Source organism: Acidaminococcus nyctereutis (assembly GCF_052216985.1).
GTDB classification, from domain to species: Bacteria; Bacillota; Negativicutes; order Acidaminococcales; family Acidaminococcaceae; genus Acidaminococcus; species Acidaminococcus fermentans_A.
Genome location: NZ_JBQOUY010000016.1, coordinates 34,749 through 53,294, shown reverse-complemented (window position 1 = coordinate 53,294; position 18,546 = coordinate 34,749). Strand labels below are relative to the sequence as shown.

The window sequence follows — 18,546 nt, the reverse complement described above, 5'->3', positions numbered from 1 at the left end:
GTTTGGGAGTACCATAATACACAGTTAGGTTTTTCATAGCAGTTAAATTCTAACACGAAAAAGGACTTTCGATTCACAAGAATCGAAAGTCCCTTTCGTTTTCATGGAGCTATTATTTCACAGCCCCATTTTTTTCTTACATTTTTCCTTATTTAATGAACCGGACGTTGGGGATGATTTCCTCGTATACTTCTTCGGCCCGTTTCTTGTAGGTCTTCTTGTTTTCTTCGAACAGGTTGCCGCCTTTGGTGTCCACGGCCACGATCAGGGGCCCCAGTTCTTCCACTTCGCTGGTCCACAGGGTTTCCGGCATCCCCAGATCCTTCCACTGAGCATCGATGATCTTCTTGAAATGCACCGCGGAAACCACGGCACAGCCGGCAGGGAACACGCAGAAGATGGTCTTGTATTTCTGGCAGGCATCCATGGTGTCCTGGCCCATGCCCCCCTTGCCCACGATCAGCTTCACGCCGGTCTGGGGAATGAAATCCTTTTCGAATTTTTCCATCCGCATGGAGGTGGTAGGTCCGATGGAGACCATTTCATAGGCGTTTTCCTGGCCTTCGATGGGACGGACGATGGGGCCTGCATGGAAGATAGCGCCCCCTTCCAGGTCCACCGGCAGCTTCCGGCCTTCTTCGATGAGACGGCGGTGAGCCACGTCCCGGCAGGTGGTGATCTTGCCGGTCAGATAGACGATATCCCCGATTTTCAGGTTCTCGATGTCTTCGGATTTAATGGGTGTATGCAGCACAACTTTGTTAGCCATTATAATTCAGCCCCCTTATGAGAAGTGATGGTGTAATGCAGGTCTTTGTCGAAAATGATGTGGCCCCGGCGGTGGTTCCAGCAGCCGATGTTCACAGCCACCCCGATGGCGGACGGATGACGGGCGGTGTTCTCGATGTGGACGCCCAGGACGGAAGCACTGCCGGTCATGCCCTGGGGCCCCAGACCGATCTTGTTGATGCCTTCTTCCAGGAGTTTTTCCATTTCCGCAGCCCGGGGATTGGGATTGTGGGTCCCCAGGGGACGCATCAGAGCTTTTTTGGAGAGTACGGCGGCGGTTTCCACGGAGGTGGCCACCCCTACCCCCACCAGGAAGGGCGGGCAGGCGTTGGGTCCATAGGTGTACATCCGTTCCAGGACGAATTTGGTGACCCCTTCATACCCTTCCCCGGGCATCAGCACCATGGCATGGCCCGGCAGGGTGCAGCCGCCCCCGGCCATATAGGTGTCGATTTCGCAGGTATCGGAATCCGGTACGATTTCCCAGAACACGGTGGGAGTGCCTTTCCCCACGTTCTTGCCGGTGTTGTATTCATCGAAGGTTTCCACGCTGTTGTGGCGCAGGGGAGTGGCGAAGGTGGCCTGGACGGTGGCTTCCTTCAGCAGCCCTTCCAGTTCCCCGATCAGGGGGAAGTTGGTGCCGCATTTCACGAAATACTGGAGCACCCCGGTATCCTGGCAGGAAGGACGGTTCAGTTCCTTGGCCAGCTTCTGGTTTTTGGCATAGGTTTCATACAGCAGCTTGGCAATGGGCACGGTTTCCTTTTCGGCCAGTTCCTTCAGTTTGGCGGCCACGTCATCGGGCAGCACCTTGGCGGTGTATCCCACGAACTTGGCCATGATGTCGGTCATTTGTTTCACTTGGGCTTCTTTGGACATTTTCATTTCCTCCTTATACTTGAACACACAGGAATTTTTTATGTACAGGTTCCGGTTCCATCAGGGATAGAAAGGGAACAGGATGGGCAGCAGGATGAGAGAGACGATGTAGCCGATGATCACCATGGGAATGCCGGCCTTCACGTAATCGTTGAAGGTGTATCCCCCGGGGGCGAACACCATCATGTTGGCAGGCATGCCAATGGGGGTGGCAAAAGCCAGGGAAGCGCCGATGACCGTGGCTACGATCACCGCCTTGGGGTCCGCCCCCATGGCTTCGGAAATATTCACGGAAATGGGGATCAGCAGGGCCGCCGTACCGAAGTTGCTCATGAAGTTGGTCATGACGCAGCTGAGCAGCAGAATCACCGCCAAAAGCAGCAGCGGGGAAGCGTTGGATCCCAGGAGACCGATCACCCCGTCGGCCACCGCCTTGCCGGCGCCGGTTTTGGCCAGAGCCTTGGCCAGGGCCAGGGTGCCACCGTACACGAACAGGGTCTGGAGGTCGATGGACTGGTACGCCTGTTTTTCACTGATGACACCCAGGGTGACCAGCACAAGGGCACCGATGCAGCCGGACAGGTAGAATTTGATGCCGATCTGTTTTTCAAAGATCATGGCGATGATGGTGAGCACCATGACGATCAGGGAAACTTTCTGTTTCCAGGCGGGGACCTGGGAGAAATCCGGTGCCTTGTCGTAGATGCTTTCCCCGGTCTTCCCCTGCCGTTCCGGCAGGAACCGGTAACCTACCGTGGCGAAGAAGGCAGTGCCGATCAGCAGGATGGGAAAGCCCACGAAACCGTATTCAAAGAAGCTGAGGTCCTGGCCGATGGCTTCCAGGGCGCTTTTCCCCAGCAGGTTCCCGGGAGCCCCGATGATGGACAGGTTCCCGCCCATGGCGGCGGCGAAGATCAGGGGCAACAGGAGCCGGGACCGGGCAAAGCCGGATTTGGAAGCGATGCCGATGACCACCGGGATCAGGATGGCGGCAGTGCCCGTGTTGGACAGGATGCCGCTCATGATGCCGGTGACCAGCATCACTGCCACAATCAGCTGCCGTTCGGAGCTGGCGAACCGGGTAACGATGCCCCCCACCTTGTTGGCCATGCCCGTTTCAAAAAAGGCACCGCCGATGATGAACATGGCCACGAACAGGATCAGGTTGTTGTCCACAAAGCCGGCAAAGGCATCCTTGGGACTCAGCACGCCGGTGAGCACCAGCACCATCAGGGCCAGCATGGACGTGACGGCCAGGGGAAGTTTTTCGGTGACGAACAGGATAATGACACAGACCAGAAGGGTCAGAGTAATGGCAATGGGTGACATTATGGATTTCTCCTCCTTTGTTTTCATCAATCCCGCGCGCTTTTGGATTAATCTTTAATATTTGATAATGTATCCATTTGTTGGTTATACTATACCCCCATCGACAGAAAGAGTCAATGGGATTTATGAATTATCTGATTTTTGACTACAAATTGGATTGTTTATCATAAATACAAAGTGGCTGTTGCTTCGGCAACAGCCACTTTTGGGGTCTCGGGTCTCTGGTCTCGAGTCTCGAGCCGTTGGAAAGGACCCGTCCTGCGGCCAGGTCCTTTTGAAAATACAGAACCAGAGTCGTGCTGGATATCGAAGTAAATATCTTATCGTTAGCAGATCAGGGTTTGTCTATTCAAAAATTTGCCTGCAAATTTTAACATTCGGCTCGAGACCCGAGACTCGAGACCGAGCCGCTGTGCGGCTCTACTGCTAAGGGAGGGGGTGCTCACGCACCCCCTCCCTTCCCCACCTGTTCCCGGTAGTTGGTGAGGATGTTTTCCATGCTCCGCTTCATGTGTTCGTCCATGAGCTTCCGGGCCCGGTCCGGGTCGTGGGCCCGGAGGGCTTCCATCAGCTGCTCATGTTCGAAGAAAGATATCTTGGCATAATCAGTCTCCGTTACCAGAAAGCCTAGGGAAAGGCCGTTCCACAGGCTGGCCAGGATCTGGGTCAGCTTCGGGTTGTCCGCCGCTTCCCACAGGGCCATATGAAAACTTTCATTATAATGCTTGTAGTCCCCGTACCGGTGTTCTTCCAGGCATTTTTCCATCCCGGCGTACACCCGCTCCACTTCTGTCAGATCGCTGCCAGGCCGGGCGGCCAGGGCCGCGGCTTCTCCTTCCAAGATCTTCCGGACGGCAAAATGGTCCCGGATGGATTTTTCGTCCATCCCCAGCACCAAAGCCCCCTTATTGGGCCGCAGCTTCACCAGGCCCTGGCTGGCCAGCAGCTGGAGGGCTTCCCGGACGGGAGTGGCGGAGACCCCCATATGCCTGGCCGTCTCTTCCAGGGTCAGCACGCTGCCTTCCGGGATCTCCCGGCGGAGGATAGCCTTCCGCAGATAGGAGGCCACCTGTTCCCGGGCGGGCAGGAGATGGATCTTCCCCACGTTCTTGACCGGTATGTCCCCGGCCATCCGGTATACCGGAGCCTGGGACGCCGGTGGTTCTGGTTCCGCAGGATCCGGGTCCTGTCCGGCCTTCTGGTTCCGGAGCCGCTCTTGGGCCGAAGCGGCCACCACCATGTGCCGATTGCTGAGCCGGGTCACCAGTCCTTCCAGCTGCAAGCTCTGGAGGGCTTCCCGGATGGGCATCCGGGATACTCCGTAGGTCTTGGCCAGTTCCACCTGCTTCAGTTCCGTCCCCGGTTCCAGGTCGCCGGAAGCGATCCGGTCCCGCAGGGACTGGCAGATCAGTTCCTGGGTGGATTTCTGCAGGGTCACCATGGACCTTCCTCCTTTCCCTGTTATTTGTCGTCCATCTTCAAAATGGCCATGAAGGCTTCCTGGGGCAGTTCCACGCTTCCCACCTGCTTCATGCGCTTTTTCCCGGCCTTCTGCTTTTCCAGCAGCTTCCTTTTCCGGGTGATATCTCCCCCATAGCACTTGGCCAGCACATCCTTCCGCAGGGCACTGACATTTTCCCGAGCGATGATCTTGCTGCCGATGGCGGCCTGGATGGGAATCTCAAAGAGCTGACGGGGAATCAATTTCCGCAGCTTTTCCACCAGGGCACGGCCCCAGTACTGGGCCCGGTCCCGATGGACGATGGCACTGAGAGCATCCACCGGGTCCCCGTTCAGGAGGATATCCACCTTCACCATATCGGAAGCCCGGTAGCCGCTGAGCTCATAGTCCAAGGACGCATACCCTCGGGAAACGCTTTTCAGCCGATCGAAGTAATCGAAGATGATTTCCGACAAAGGCAGGGCGTAATGGATCATCACTCGGTTTTCGTCCAGGTAGGTCATATTCTGATACTCTCCCCGTTTTTCCTGGGACAGTTCCATGATGGGCCCTACGAAATCCTTGGGCACGATGATGGTGGCATTCACAAAAGGTTCTTCCACATGCTCGATCACTGTGGGATTGGGGAACTGGGAAGGATTGTCCACCATTTCGATTTCCCCATTGGTCTTCACCACTTCATAGATGACGTTGGGAGCGGTGGTGATCAGGGTCAGGTTGTATTCCCGTTCCAGCCGTTCCTTGATCACGTCCATATGGAGCAGCCCCAAAAAGCCGCAGCGGAATCCGAAGCCCAGGGCGGTGGAAGTTTCCGGTTCAAAGGTCAGGGAAGCGTCGTTGAGCTGGAGTTTTTCCAGGGCATCCCGGAGATTGTCATAATCAGAATTTTCCACAGGGTACAGGCCGCAGTACACCATGGGGGTGGCTTTCCGATAGCCAGGGAGAGGTTCCTTGGCCGGACGATTGTTGTCGGTGATGGTGTCCCCCACCCGAGCATCCTTCACGGTCTTGATGGAAGCAGCCAAAAAGCCCACCTGGCCTTCTCCCAGTTCCGGCACATTGACCATGGCCGGTTTAAAGACCCCCACTTCCGTCACTTCATAGACTTTGCCGGTGGCCATGAGCCGGATGGACATGCCTTTCTTCAGGCAGCCGTTCACCACCCGCACATACAGCATGACCCCTTTATAGGCGTCGAATTTGGAATCGAAGATCAGGGCCTGGAGAGGAGCTGCCGGATCCCCTTTGGGGGCCGGCACCCGGTTCACCACAGCTTCCAGCACTTCATCCACACCCAGGCCGGTCTTGGCGCTGCAGAGCACACAATCTTCCTTGTCAATCCCCAGTACATCCTCGATTTCCTTTTCCACCAGGGGCACATCGGCGCTGGGCAGATCGATCTTATTGATCACTGGGATGATCTCCAGGTCGTGGTCCATGGCCAGGTACACATTGGCCAGGGTCTGGGCCTCGATGCCCTGGGTGGCGTCGATGACCAGGAGGGCCCCTTCACAGGCCGCCAGAGCCCGGGACACTTCATAGGAAAAGTCCACATGCCCCGGTGTGTCGATCAGGTTCAGGATGTACTCGTTCCCGTCTTTGGCCTTGTAGTCCAGCTGGACGGCCTGATCCTTGATGGTGATGCCCCGTTCCCGCTCCAGACTCATGGAGTCCAGGATCTGGTCCTCCATTTCCCGTTTGGACAGGGTCCCGGTCATTTCGATGAGCCGGTCGGCCAGGGTGGATTTCCCGTGGTCGATATGGGCGATGATGGAAAAATTTCGAATATGATCACGTTTTGCCATGGAATCTTCTCGCTTTCTACCAAAGCCTGAAAAACAGGCAGTAATATTTCAATACTTTATTATATCATTTTCGGTCGGACCCTTCCACATACAACAAAAAAGGCCGGCAACCAGAGTTGTCAGCCTTCCTGCTGTTCAGCCTTATTTTACTGCGTTGACTTTCTTAGCTAAACGGGATTTCTTGCGAGCTGCGGCTTTTTTGTTCACCGTGCCCTTCCGAGCAGCTTTATCTAATAAGCTCGCTGCTACTTTCAAAGTGGCCTGGGCCTCTTCTTTGGATCCTGCAGCAGCAAAAGCTTCAACCTTGCGTGCGGTGCTGCGGATTTCAGCTTTCACCGGGCCATTGGCAGCGCGCCGTTCGGCATCAGTCTTGACACTACGAATGGAAGACTTAATATTCGGCATGTTCTCACCTCCACCAATAAGCTTTACCAAAATATAATATCATGGATGGTCCCTTTGTGCAAGGGATTTTTCCATTTATTTCTTTTCCTGCTCCATCCCGGTTCCCTGTCCCAGCAAAAGTCCCTGGGCCAGCCGGGCATCTTCCTTCAGCTGTTCCTGGAGCCTCTCCAGGGAAGGGAACTTTTTCTCGCCCCGCAGCCGCTGGAGCAGCTGTACCCGGAGCTCTTTTCCATACAGATTGCCCTGGAAATGGAAAAGATGGGCTTCCAGCCGGGTTTCCTGATGGGCAAAAGTAGGGTTGTCCCCCACATTCACCATGGCCCCGTACCAGGCCTTTTCCACCTGCACCCGTCCGACATAGACGCCGAAAGCCGGGATGGCGAAATGCTGCCCCAGGATACGGATATTGGCCGTGGGAAAGCCCAGCAGCCGCCCCCGCTGATCTCCCAGGACTACCTGGCCCCGGATCTCATAGGGACGGCCCAGCATCTGGGTGGCCCGTTCCACCTTCCCCTCCGCGATGGCTTTCCGGATGTTGGTACTGCTCACCACCAGTCCCTCCTGTTTCAGCAGGGGCCGGGACAGGATGGTGAGCCCGAACCGGGTATGCTCTGTCTTCAGCAGACGGACGTTCCCTTTGCCCCCGGCCCCGAAGCTGAAGTTGTCCCCGATGCCCACGGCTTTGACACCGCAGTCCACCAGCATCTGGAGGAAGTCATCGGCACTCATGGCTGCCAAATCCCGGGTAAAAGGGATGTTCACCAGGATATCCACGCCCAGGTCCACCATCAGCTTCACCTTGCTGCCATTGTCCAGCAGCCGGGGCGGTTCCAGTTCCGGTTTCAGGCTGGCCAGGGGATGGGTACTGAAGGTAAAGACCATCAGCTGCAGATTGTGCTGCCAGGCATAGGCCCGGGTGGTCCCGATGACTTCCTGATGTCCCAGATGGACTCCGTCAAAGGTCCCCAGCGCAGCTGCAGAAGGCAGGAGATGAGCCGTATGCAGTTCATCCAGTGAGGTAATCAGTTTCATGGTTGTCCTTCCGTCCTTGTTTCCACGTCCGGGATGTGGATGATCTTGTGGGCCCGGAGCCGGCCGTCCACGGCCTTGGCCAATCCTACCAGGAGACCTTCCCGGGTCCAGAGCTGGTAGAGGACACCCTCGGCGATGCCCGGCACAGTAGTAGCCACCCCCTGGGCGATCCGCCGCCCCTGGAGGGCGTTCACCGTAAGCCGGGGGAAAGCCACTAGGATCGGTTCCACGCCCTCACAGCAGGCCGCCGGGTCCGCCGCGATTTCCTGGAGGGTATGGGCGTCTTCCAGACGGAACACCCCGGCGCTCCGCCGGAGCAGGAAACTCATGGTCCCTTCCATGCCCAGTTTGGACGCTATGTCCTCACAGAGGGTCCGGATGAAGGTCCCCTTGGAACAGGTCACATCGAAGACCAGGGTATCCCCGGTGTAATCCACTTCTTCCAGTGTGAAAAGAGTGATGGGACGGGGTTTCCGTTCCACTTCGATGCCCTGCCGGGCCAGCTTATACAGCTTGGTCCCCTTGACGCTGATGGCAGAATACATAGGCGGGATCTGGGTCCCCTCTCCCCGGAAAGAAGCCAGGGCGGCTTCGATTTCCTCCTGGTCCAGGGGCCGTACCGGACTCCGGGCGATGATCTTCCCTTCCGTGTCCCCCGTATCCGTCCGGATCCCGAAAGTCAGCTCCGCCCGGTAGCTCTTCTCCTCGTGGGCCGCATACTCCAGGAACCGGGTCGCAGTCCCGGCAAACACCGGCAGGACCCCGGCTGCCAGAGGATCCAGGGTGCCCCCGTGGCCGATTTTCTTCATATTGAGGATTTTCCGCAGGGCCCCCACCACATCATGGCTGGTCATGCCCGGTGGTTTGAGTACGTTGAAAATCCCATCCATCACAATGCCTCCAGTGCCTTTTCCAGGGCCTCCAGGAGGGCCTTCTTGGCTTCTTCCAGAGACAGCCCGATGGTGCAGCCAGCGGCTTTGGGATGGCCGCCCCCGTTGAAGGACACAGCCACCTTGCTTACGTCCACCTGTTTGGACCGCATGCTCACCCGGGTCGCCTTGGGTTCCACCTGTTTGAAGAGCACTGCCACATCCACCCCGGCGATGTAGCGGGGATGGTAGATGAAGCTTTCTGTGGAAATGGTCTTGTCATACAGGGCGTAGGGTACTTCCAGTGTAGCGATCCGCCCCCCTGCATAAAAGCTCAAGCTGGGCAGCACCTTGGCCAGGAGCTCCACGGAATTCCGGGCCTTCAGTTCCAATTGGTCGGAGATCTCGTCAGGCTTCACGCCCAGGGCCACCAGGTCCGCCGCCACCCGCATGCACTGGGGGGTGGTATTGGCGTACTTGAAATAGCCGCAGTCCGTGACGATGGCCGTATACAAGTCCGTGGCCAGTTCCTGGTCCACCGGGATCCCGTTGGCCTCCAGCAGCCGGTACATGATCTCACCAGTGGCCGCTGCCTTATCATCCAGCAGCAGATAGTCCGCATACCGGGTATTGGAGATATGGTGGTCGATGTTCAGGATGGGGGCGGAAAGGCATTTCTCCGCCTCTCCCATCCGGTCTTTCGAGGAAGCATCCACCACCACCGTCAGGTCACAGGGGATCTTTTCGCCAGCTTGCGGCTTCTCATAGGCTTCCAGCCCGGGCAGGAACTGGTACGCCGCCGGCAGGATATCGTCCACCAGCAGCCGCACCTGTTTCCCCGCCTGCTGCAGAGCCCGGGCCAGGCCCAGGGTGGAGCCCAGGGTATCTCCGTCCGGCCCCACATGGCTCACCAGCGCCAGGCTCTGGGCCCCCATGAGCAGCTGCCAGGTCTCTTTCAGATCCACCGCTTTACTCATGGTTCTCTTCTTTCTTCAATTCATGGAGGATCGATTCGATATGGGCGCTGTATTCCATGGACGTATCCTTATGGAAACTGAGCATGGGAGCCACCCGCAGATCGATGCGCCGGGCGATTTCCCGCCGGAAGAAGCCCAGCCCGGACTGGAGGCCCTTCCAGGCCTGTGCCTGCTGTTCTTCGCTGCCATAGAGGCTCACATAGATCTTGGCGTAGCTCAGGTCGTTGCTGACTTCCACGCCGGTGATGGTCACGAACTTGACCCGGGGATCCTTCACATCCCGGATCAACATGCTGCTCATTTCCTGCTTGATCAGCGCCTGCAATTTTTCCGCACGAAGTTTCGACATAGTCTCTCCTTATTCAGCCGCCACTTCTTCCATCACATAGACTTCCAGCTGGTCGCCTTCCTTGATATCCCGGTAGTCGGCCAGGGTCAGCCCACATTCGAAGTTGGCCGCCACTTCCTTCACATCGTCCTTGAACCGGCGCAGGGAATCCAATTCCCCTTCGTGGATCACGATGCCGTCCCGGACCAGCCGCACCTTGGCGGACCGGGTGATCTTCCCGTCCTTCACATAGGCCCCGGCAATCAGGATCTTGTTGATGGGGATCACCTTCCGAATTTCTACATGGCCGATGATCTTTTCCTTGAATTTCGGTGCCAGCATCCCCTTGATGGCAGCTTCCACATCGTTCAGGGCATCGTAGATGACCCGGTAGGTGCGGATATCCACCTTTTCCGCTTCAGCGGTCTTCCGGGCATTGGCGTCCGGCCGCACGTTGAAGCCGATAATCAGGGCGTTGGCCGCCGAAGCCAGCATCACGTCGGATTCGTTGATGGCCCCGACCCCGGAATGGACGATGACCACTTTCACTTCATCGTTCTTGATCTTGGTGAGGGCCTGTTCCAGAGCCTGGATGGTGCCCTGGACGTCGGCTTTCACCACGATGTTCAGGTCTTTCAGTTCCCCTTCCTGGATCCGGTTGAAGATGTCGTCCAGAGAAACTTTGGCTTTCTTCTGCTCTTCCATCTTCTGCTTGGCCTGGCGTTTTTCCGCCACGGACCGGGCTACATGTTCCTCACAGGCATCCAGGATATCCCCGGCTTCCGGCACATCGTTGAGCCCCAGGACTTCCACAGGGGTGGAAGGCAGGGCCTTCTTCACCTTTTCACCCCGGTCGTTGACCATGGCCCGGACCTTGCCGTAGCAGGTGCCGGCCAGGATGGAATCCCCGATGTGCAGGGTGCCCCGGTCGATGAGCACGGAGGCCACAGGGCCTCTGCCCTTATCCAGTTTGGCTTCGATGATGGTGCCGTGGGCGGGCAGGTTGGGGTTAGCCTTCAGATCCTGCATTTCCGCCACCAAGAGGATCATTTCCAAGAGGTCGGAGATACCGGTCTTCTGCCGGGCAGAAACAGGGACCATGATGGTGTCCCCGCCCCAGGCTTCCGGGATCAGTCCATGTTCGGACAGCTGCTGCATCACGAAGTCCGGGTTGGCCCCTTCCTTGTCGATCTTGTTGATGGCCACGATCACCGGCACCTTGGCAGCCTTGGCATGGTTGATGGCTTCGATGGTCTGGGGCATCACCCCGTCGTCAGCGGCCACCACCAGCACGGCGATATCCGTCACCTGAGCCCCCCGGGCCCGCATAGCCGTGAAAGCTTCGTGGCCCGGCGTATCCAGGAACACGATGGGCTTGCCCTGGCACACTACCCGATAAGCCCCGATGTGCTGGGTGATCCCGCCGGCTTCCCGGGCGGTCACGTTGGTCTTCCGGATGGCGTCCAGCAGGGAGGTCTTGCCGTGGTCCACGTGGCCCATGACCGTCACCACAGGGGGACGGGGCACCCGCAGAGCCGGGTCGTCTTCCACTTCCGGCACTTCCGTAGGATCCGCTTCAGGAGGCGGTTCCTTGATTTCACAGTTGAAGTCCATGCCCACCAGTTCCGCGGTCTCATGGTCGATTTCCTGGTTGATGGTCACCATCTTGCCCAGCATGAACAGCTTCTTGATGACTTCATTCACATCCCGGCACAGGAGCTTGGCGAAATCCTTCACGCTGATGCTTTCGCCCACTTCGATGCTGCTGGGACGCACGACTTCCGCCTTTTTGGCCGGAGCCGTATGGGGATTGGTGTTGTTGTTCCGATGTTTGTGGTTCTTCATCATATGATCAGCACTGCGGGTAGGACGGTCCTCCCGGGTAGCATACGAGCCCTTGATTTTCTCCCTTTTTTCCTGATGATTGCGGCCGCCGCTGCGTTTGCCCATGTCCTTGCCGGCATGGGGGCTGTTGGCATTCACTGGAGCGGACGGTTTCCCTCCGCGCCCATTCTGGGGCTTATTCCGGTTGCTGCCGATGCGGCCATTCTGTCCGCTGCCGTTCCGGTCATTGTGACTGAACCGATTGTTGCCGCCATTCCCGTTCCGGTTGTTCTGTCCACCCTGGGGACGGTCGCCCCGCCGGCCGTTATCCCGGTTCTGGTTGTTCTGGGGACGGTCGCTGCGACGGCCATTATCCCGGTTCCGGTCGTTCCGATTCCGATTCCGGTCATTGCCCCGCTGTTCTCCCCGGCTGTCATTTTTCCGTTCGTTCCGGTTTTCCTGGGCAGCCCGTTCTCCGCCGCGGGCCTGTTCTTTCTGCTGGGCGTGATGGGCCTGGATGGCCGCCTTGCCCACTGCCACGTCGCTTTTCACTTGGGCCACTTTGTCCATCACAGGTTTCACCACCTGGGCTGCCTTATCCTGGGCCTTTTGGGCCACAGCCTTCACAGCTCCCTGGTTATTCTTCAGCCCTTTGACGATCATATCCCGCACGCTGGTCTCCACCGTGCTCATATGGTTCTTCACCGTGATCTTATGGTCAGCCAGAAAGCCCAGGACTTTCTTGTTATCCAGGTTCAGTTCTTTGGCGATTTCATAGATTCTATATTTTGTCATCCGCACACCTCCATAGTTACAAGCCCATCATCTTTCGAAAATTGTCGTCCAGGAGGATGACAGCAGCCCGGGGAGCTTTCCCAATAGCGGCCCCCATCCGTGCCCGATCCAACCGTTTTCCGTAAGGGACCTGGTTGGCGTCGCACCAGCGCTGGATCTTATCCACCGTGCGCTGGGAGGCATCTGCGGCAATCAGCACATAGCGGGCACGCCCATTTTTCAGCGTGTCCCATATGCCCTGATCGCCGGATGCCAGTTTTCCGGCTCTCTGTGCCAGGCCCAGGGCAAAGCAGAGTTCCTCATCGGTTTTCATGGGGCAGCTCCGCCAGCAATGCTTCCTTGGTTTCCGGGGCGATTTTCACCTGCAGGGCCCGTTCCAAGCTTTTGCTCTGGAAGGCCTTTTCGATACAGGCAGCCTTAGGGCACACATAGGCCCCCCGCCCTGGTTTCTTGCCAGACCGGTCCAGGCTCACTTCCCCTTCTGGGGAACGGACGATCCGGACCAGTTCTTTCTTATTGTGGATCTCCCCGCAGCCGATGCAGGTCCGCTGGGGGATCTTCTTCACTTTCATGCGTCCTCACCACTTTCCTCAGGAGCTTCCTGGGCTTCCTGAGCTTCAGCAGCCTGGGTTTCGCTCTTGATATCGATTTTCCAGCCGGTGAGCTTAGCCGCCAGCCGGGCATTCTGCCCTTCCTTGCCGATAGCCAGGGACAGCTGATAATCCGGCACCACTACCCGGCAGATTTTTTCTTCCTTGCTGGCCCGGGCAGAGACCACTTTGGAAGGAGACAAGGCATTGGCCACGTATTCTTCCGGATCCTCGCTGTATTTCACGATATCGATCTTTTCTCCCCGGAGTTCGTCCACGATGGCCCGGACCCGCATGCCCTTAGGCCCTACGCAGGCGCCTACCGGGTCCACACTGGGATTGGTGCTGTGGACGGCGATCTTGCTGCGCATCCCCGGTTCCCGGGCCACGCTGTCGATGATCACAGTGCCATCCTGGATTTCAGAGACTTCCAGCTCGAAGAGCCGTTTCAGGAGGCCAGGATGGGTCCGGGACAGGATGATCTGGGGTCCCTTGGTGGTCTTTTTCACTTCCACCACATAGCATTTCAGCCGCTGATGATAATCATAGGTTTCATGGGGGATCTGTTCATTGGGCAGCAGGAGGCCTTCCGCCGTCCCCAGGTCGATGAACACATTGCGTCCTTCGATCCGCTGGACAGTCCCAGTGACGATATCATTCTCCCGGTCGGAATACCGTTCGTACACCATGCCCCGTTCGGCTTCCCGGATCCGCTGGACGATTACCTGCTTGGCATTCTGGGCCGCGATCCGGCCAAAATTCTTGGGGGTCACTTCCGTTTCCAGGATATCCCCTGCCTGATAATGGGCATTGAGCTTCTGGGCATCTTCCAGGCTGATTTCCGTAGTGGGATCCGTGACTTCTTCTACAATATTCTTCCGGGCATAGACATGGATCTCCCCGGTCTCTTTATGCATGGAAACCCGCACATTCTGGGCAGAACCGTAATTTTTCTTGTACGCGGTGATCAGGGCTTCCTCCACTGCACTGTACAATACATCGGGAGAAATCCCCTTCTCCTTGGCCAAGAGCGCAATGGCTTTCACGAAATCCGCATTCACTTCAAAATTCCTCCTTAATCATATAGAAATCCATTAAAAATCGATATGAGGCCGGACAGAAGCCAGCAGCTTCCGTTCAATGGTCCGTTCCTGTCCTTTGCCATCTTCCACCACCAGATGATCGGCATCATGGGCTTTCAGCACGGCTGTCAGCTGTTTCTTCCCTTCGAAGGGGGCAAAGAAGGCCAGGTCCACCTTCGATCCATAGTGAGCCGTCAGGTCCTTGTCTTTTTTCAGGGGCCGGTCGATCCCCGGGGAAGAGACTTCCAGGTAATACTTCTCTTTGATGAAGTCTTCTTCATCCAGCTCCTTGGCCAGGGCATTGCTCACCGCCGAGCAGTCATCGATGTCGATACCGCCTTCCTTGTCGATGAATACCCGCAGGAACCAGTCCCGTTCCCGCACGTACTCCACATCCACCAGTTCCAGGCCCGCTGCTTCCACGATGGGAGACACCAGTTCTGTCACTCGTTCCGTGATTTTCTTTTTGTCCATACAGACACCTCTGCTTCTTCCTTCCTAGTAAACGAAAGAGCGGGTATAAAATACCCACTCTCTAAGGTCTGCCTCAGTTTTCTAAAATATTATACCACCCCAGGAAGAAAATGGCAACAGTCTGTCCTCTTTCCCTTCTCCGCCCGGCTCTTCCCTCTTCTAAACAGGGAGTTATACAACTAACAAGCCAAATGTGGTATAATATCCTGTAACTTATGGTCTCAATCTCTATTTCTATCTAGTATAGGAGCTGACGTGATGACAAGCAACAAAAACAAGAACTGGAGGATGCCCTTCGGTTCCCCTTCCCCCCACAAACGAAAGAAACTGGGAGGAACCATTTTTTCAGCGATCATGGCCCTGATCCTGGTAGGCTTCCTGTCGGTAGCCGCCTTCTTCGCCGTGGCCAAATTCACCACCGCCAAGATCCTCACCAAGGATATGGCCCCCATGGCTTCCTCGCAGTTCTTCGATGCCAAGGGCAACCTGATCACCACCGTGGACTCAGAAGAAGACCGGATCCCGGTGACCATCGACAAAGTGCCCAAGAATCTGCAGCACGCTTTCCTGGCAGCGGAAGATATCCGCTTCTATGAACACGGGGGCATCGATTTCCGGGGCATCGGCCGGGCCATCTACACCTACATCCGTTGGGGCGAAGTCCAGGGCGGGAGCACAATTACCCAGCAGCTAGCCAAGAACTACTTCCTGACCCAGGAACAGACCCTGAGCCGGAAGCTCCATGAAGCCTTCATCGCCCTGCAGATCGAGCAGAAGTACACCAAGAAGGAGATCCTGGAGATGTACATGAACCAGATCTACTTCGGTCAGGGAGCCTATGGGGTGGAAACCGCTGCCAACACCTATTTCGGCAAACACGTGGAAGACCTGGATCTGGCCCAGAGCGCCATGATCGCCGGGATCCCCAAGAGCCCCAACTACTACTCCCCCCTGTCCAATCCGAAAGCCGCCAAGGCCCGGCAGAAGACGGTGCTGGAGCAGATGACCAAATACGGGTTCATCACCAAGGAAGCAGCGGACAAGGCCTATGCCGAGCCCCTTACCTACAAGAGCCTCAATGAATCTCCCGGCTCCAAGAAATACTTCATCGATTACTGCATCCAGCTTCTGGTGGACAAATATGGTCCCGATGCCGTCTACAAGCAGGGCCTGAAAGTCTACACCACCCTGGATCCGGATATGCAGAAAGCGGCAGAAAAAGCCGCTGCCCTCACTCCCACCTACTACACCGACAGCAACAAGCTGAAACAGCCCCAGAGCGCCATCGTGGCCGTAGATCCCAAGACCGGCTACATCAAGGCTATGATCGGGGGCCGGGGGACCGACCAGTTCAACCGGGCCGTCATGGCGGAACGGCAGCCCGGTTCCTCCATGAAACCCTTTGTGTACCTGAACGCCCTGGAACAGGGTGCCACCCCTGGGGACACCGTACAGGATTCCGCGATCCCCGGGGAATGGAACCCCCAGAACTATGACCGGCGGTTCCACGGCACGGTCTCGTATCGGACTGCCCTCACCTATTCCTATAACGTACCTGCCATCAAGGTGGCCATGAAGTACGGAACGGAAAAGACCCTAAAGCTGGCCAAGCGCCTGGGCATCAGCACCCTGGTGGAGGATGACGACAATCCGGCCATGGCTGTAGGGGGCCTGACCCATGGGGTGACGCCTCTGGAGATGGCCGGTGCCTATGCGGGCATCGCCAATATGGGCAAATTCAATAAGCCCACCCCCATCATCAAGATCCTGGACCGGAACGGCAAGGTGCTCTATGAACACAAGACCAATCCCACCCAGGCTGTGAAACCGGAAAGCGCCTATATGATGATCTCCATGATGGAAGACGTCATGACCCGGGGCACCGGCCGTGGTGCCGCCATCAGCCGGCCCTGCGCCGGGAAATCCGGGACCACTGACAATTACCATGACGCCTGGTTCGTAGGCTTCACCCCCAACCTGGCCTGTGCTGTATGGATCGGGGATGACAACAACGAATCCCTGGGGGGCATGACCGGGGGCGGCCAGCCGGCTACCTTATGGCGGACCTTCATGAGCGGGGCCCTGGATGGGATCCCTGCCGAGGACTTCGAAAAGCCGGATGGCTTCAAGATGCCGGCGCCGAAATATGAAGCGCCCAAGCCCCAACCCAAGAAAGAGACCACCAAGAAACAGGATACCAAGAAAAAGGACAGCAAGAAGGAAGGCGCCCTGCCAGGAGGCGGGAACGTTCCCCAGCCGCCCCGGTCCGGCAAGAGCTCCACGCCCCCGCCGGTACGGCCGCCGAAACAGTGAGTATGTAAAAAATCCCTGCCGCAGTTGCGGCGGGGATTTTTTTATCAATGGTCAATGATTAGCTATTCTTCCCTGTTTCCCCGCACAAAGAAAAGAACCCGTCCCCAAAAGGGCGGGTTCTTTCCTTTGGTTCGAGACCCGAGACGCTGGGCCCGAAACCGGCTGCTGCCGCTGCAGCAGCCTTTTTACCGGTTGTTCTTGAAATAGGCCAGGGCCACTTCCGGGAACAGGGCATAAGACAGCACGTCTTCCACGGAGGCATTGGGATAGCCTTTGGCAGCCAGGTCGGCTTTCATCTTGTCCATTTGCGGCGGGATATCGTCGGCCGGTCTGTGGGTGATGGGTGCGATCATGGTCTTGCCGGTCTTCTTCACGATCCAGCGGCGCACCAGTTTCTTCAGGTCTTCGCTGATGGGGCCCGGAGTCTTGCCGTATTTGCCCATGACGATGTCTTGGATTTCGTTGGGGATCATCTTGTACCGTCCCATCATCACATTCATGGTAGCCATGGTGCCTACGATCTGGCTGGAAGGAGTCACCAGCGGAGGATATCCCAGGTCAGCCCGGACTCTGGGCACTTCCTTCAGCACTTCTTCATACTTATCAGCCATGCCCATTTCCGTCAGCTGGTTCAGCATGTTGGACAGCATGCCGCCAGGGATCTGGAAGCTCAGGACCTTGGGGTTGATGCTGATGTTGCTGGGCAGCTTGAAGGTCTTCACCAGGTCGGCCCGGACTTTCTTGAAGTGGTCCGCGATGGGCCCCAGCTTGTCCATGTCGATGCCGGTGTCTCTAGGAGTCCCCTGCAGGGTGTAGACCAGGGATTCGGTGCAGGGATGGCTGGTGGTTTCCGCGAAAGGAGACAGAGCCGTATCCACAATGTCCGCACCGGATTCCACAGCCTTCAGCAGGGTCATGGAAGCCATGCCGCTGGTGCAGTGGGAATGGACGTTCACAGGGATGCTGATTTCTTTTTTCAGAGCATCCACCAGGGAAGCGCAGGCATAAGGAGCCAAGAGGCCGGACATATCTTTGATGCAGATGGAGTCAGCCCCCATTTCCACCAATTCCTTGGCCAGCTTCAGGTAGTCGCTGTCTTTATGATACGGGCTAATGGTGTATACCAGGGTGCCCTGGGCATGGGCGCCGGCAGCCTTGGTGGCTTTCATAGCCGTTTCCAGGTTCCGGGTATCGTTGAAGGCATCGAAGATACGGATGATGTCGATACCGTTGTCCACGCTCCGTTTGACGAATTCAGTCACTACATCATCTGCATAATGGTTGTAGCCCAGGATGTTCTGGCCACGGAGCAGCATCTGCAGTTTGGTCTTTTTCACATGTTTCCGGATGGTACGCAGCCGTTCCCAGGGATCTTCGTTCAGGAAACGCAGGCAGGAATCGAAAGTGGCGCCGCCCCAAGCTTCAAGGGCATAGAAACCGCAGTCATCCAAGGCTTCCAGTACGGGCAGCATATCGCTGGTGCGCATACGGGTGGCACAGAGGGACTGATGGCCATCTCTCAGAACCGTTTCCACGATTTTAACGGGGTTCGGATTGTTCATTGCTCAACCTCCTAATAGTTAAGAACAGCCT

The 18,546-nt window shown here is 57.0% G+C and carries 17 protein-coding genes and 1 pseudogene; 1 reads left to right on the top strand and 17 read right to left on the bottom strand.

Annotation, left to right across the window (positions count from 1 at the left end; genetic code table 11):
• Positions 1-148: 148 nt before the first annotated feature.
• The 16 genes and pseudogenes from ttdB to ACTUHY_RS08680 all read right to left on the bottom strand — a co-directional run bounded on the left by ttdB (position 149) and on the right by ACTUHY_RS08680 (position 14,640).
• Positions 149-769 (bottom strand): L(+)-tartrate dehydratase subunit beta, encoded by a 621-nt coding sequence (gene ttdB, locus ACTUHY_RS08755; protein ID WP_022487833.1) that lies wholly within the window; start codon positions 767-769, stop codon positions 149-151.
• Complete coding sequence (gene ttdA, locus ACTUHY_RS08750; protein ID WP_012938694.1) at positions 769-1,668, bottom strand: L(+)-tartrate dehydratase subunit alpha; 900 nt, start codon at positions 1,666-1,668, stop codon at positions 769-771. Before ttdA ends, ttdB begins: the two co-directional genes overlap by 1 nt.
• A gap of 60 nt (positions 1,669-1,728) precedes the next feature.
• A complete protein-coding gene (locus ACTUHY_RS08745) occupies positions 1,729-2,997 on the bottom strand; it encodes an SLC13 family permease (protein ID WP_278674458.1) in 1,269 nt (422 codons plus the stop codon).
• Between the two features lie 442 nt (positions 2,998-3,439).
• Positions 3,440-4,129, bottom strand: coding sequence for a GntR family transcriptional regulator (locus ACTUHY_RS08740; RefSeq protein ID WP_442827433.1), 690 nt, complete (start codon positions 4,127-4,129; stop codon positions 3,440-3,442).
• A gap of 123 nt (positions 4,130-4,252) precedes the next feature.
• Positions 4,253-4,438, bottom strand: a pseudogene (locus ACTUHY_RS08735) (GntR family transcriptional regulator); the annotation flags it as partial.
• Between the two features lie 20 nt (positions 4,439-4,458).
• Positions 4,459-6,264: a translation elongation factor 4 gene (gene lepA, locus ACTUHY_RS08730; RefSeq protein ID WP_442827431.1), complete on the bottom strand. Its 1,806-nt coding sequence runs from the start codon at positions 6,262-6,264 to the stop codon at positions 4,459-4,461.
• A gap of 141 nt (positions 6,265-6,405) precedes the next feature.
• Entirely contained in the window at positions 6,406-6,669 is a 264-nt protein-coding gene (gene rpsT / locus ACTUHY_RS08725) for a 30S ribosomal protein S20 (protein WP_012938698.1), read from the bottom strand.
• A gap of 75 nt (positions 6,670-6,744) precedes the next feature.
• Entirely contained in the window at positions 6,745-7,701 is a 957-nt protein-coding gene (gene ribF, locus ACTUHY_RS08720; RefSeq protein WP_442827430.1) for a riboflavin biosynthesis protein RibF, read from the bottom strand.
• On the bottom strand, positions 7,698-8,591 hold the full coding sequence (gene truB / locus ACTUHY_RS08715; protein ID WP_442827429.1) for a tRNA pseudouridine(55) synthase TruB: 894 nt from the start codon (positions 8,589-8,591) through the stop codon (positions 7,698-7,700). The genes ribF and truB overlap by 4 nt, the downstream gene beginning before the upstream one ends.
• The gene (locus ACTUHY_RS08710) at positions 8,591-9,547 is read right to left on the bottom strand and encodes a DHH family phosphoesterase (protein ID WP_442827428.1); all 957 of its coding nucleotides are present in this window, start codon (positions 9,545-9,547) and stop codon (positions 8,591-8,593) included. Before ACTUHY_RS08710 ends, truB begins: the two co-directional genes overlap by 1 nt.
• Positions 9,540-9,896 carry a 30S ribosome-binding factor RbfA gene (gene rbfA / locus ACTUHY_RS08705; RefSeq protein WP_278674875.1) on the bottom strand — a complete coding sequence of 119 codons (357 nt, stop codon included), beginning with the start codon at positions 9,894-9,896 and terminating at the stop codon, positions 9,540-9,542. The genes ACTUHY_RS08710 and rbfA overlap by 8 nt, the downstream gene beginning before the upstream one ends.
• Before the next feature lie 9 nt (positions 9,897-9,905).
• The gene (infB, locus tag ACTUHY_RS08700; protein WP_442827427.1) at positions 9,906-12,494 is read right to left on the bottom strand and encodes a translation initiation factor IF-2; all 2,589 of its coding nucleotides are present in this window, start codon (positions 12,492-12,494) and stop codon (positions 9,906-9,908) included.
• A gap of 16 nt (positions 12,495-12,510) precedes the next feature.
• On the bottom strand, positions 12,511-12,807 hold the full coding sequence (locus ACTUHY_RS08695; protein WP_278674873.1) for a L7Ae/L30e/S12e/Gadd45 family ribosomal protein: 297 nt from the start codon (positions 12,805-12,807) through the stop codon (positions 12,511-12,513).
• On the bottom strand, positions 12,794-13,066 hold the full coding sequence (gene rnpM, locus ACTUHY_RS08690; protein ID WP_442827426.1) for an RNase P modulator RnpM: 273 nt from the start codon (positions 13,064-13,066) through the stop codon (positions 12,794-12,796). Before rnpM ends, ACTUHY_RS08695 begins: the two co-directional genes overlap by 14 nt.
• Positions 13,063-14,145 (bottom strand): transcription termination factor NusA, encoded by a 1,083-nt coding sequence (gene nusA, locus ACTUHY_RS08685; protein ID WP_442827425.1) that lies wholly within the window; start codon positions 14,143-14,145, stop codon positions 13,063-13,065. The genes rnpM and nusA overlap by 4 nt, the downstream gene beginning before the upstream one ends.
• 33 nt (positions 14,146-14,178) lie before the next feature.
• Positions 14,179-14,640, bottom strand: a complete 462-nt coding sequence (locus ACTUHY_RS08680) for a ribosome maturation factor RimP (RefSeq protein ID WP_442827424.1) — start codon at positions 14,638-14,640, stop codon at positions 14,179-14,181.
• Positions 14,641-14,898: 258 nt separating this feature from the next.
• Between ACTUHY_RS08680 and ACTUHY_RS08675 the strand changes: the two genes are divergently transcribed.
• Positions 14,899-16,953: a transglycosylase domain-containing protein gene (locus tag ACTUHY_RS08675; RefSeq protein ID WP_442827423.1), complete on the top strand. Its 2,055-nt coding sequence runs from the start codon at positions 14,899-14,901 to the stop codon at positions 16,951-16,953.
• A gap of 185 nt (positions 16,954-17,138) precedes the next feature.
• Here ACTUHY_RS08675 and ACTUHY_RS08670 read toward each other — a convergent pair whose 3' ends face one another.
• The gene (locus tag ACTUHY_RS08670) at positions 17,139-18,515 is read right to left on the bottom strand and encodes a pyruvate carboxylase subunit B (RefSeq protein ID WP_442827422.1); all 1,377 of its coding nucleotides are present in this window, start codon (positions 18,513-18,515) and stop codon (positions 17,139-17,141) included.
• Between the last annotated feature and the right edge of the window lie 31 nt (positions 18,516-18,546).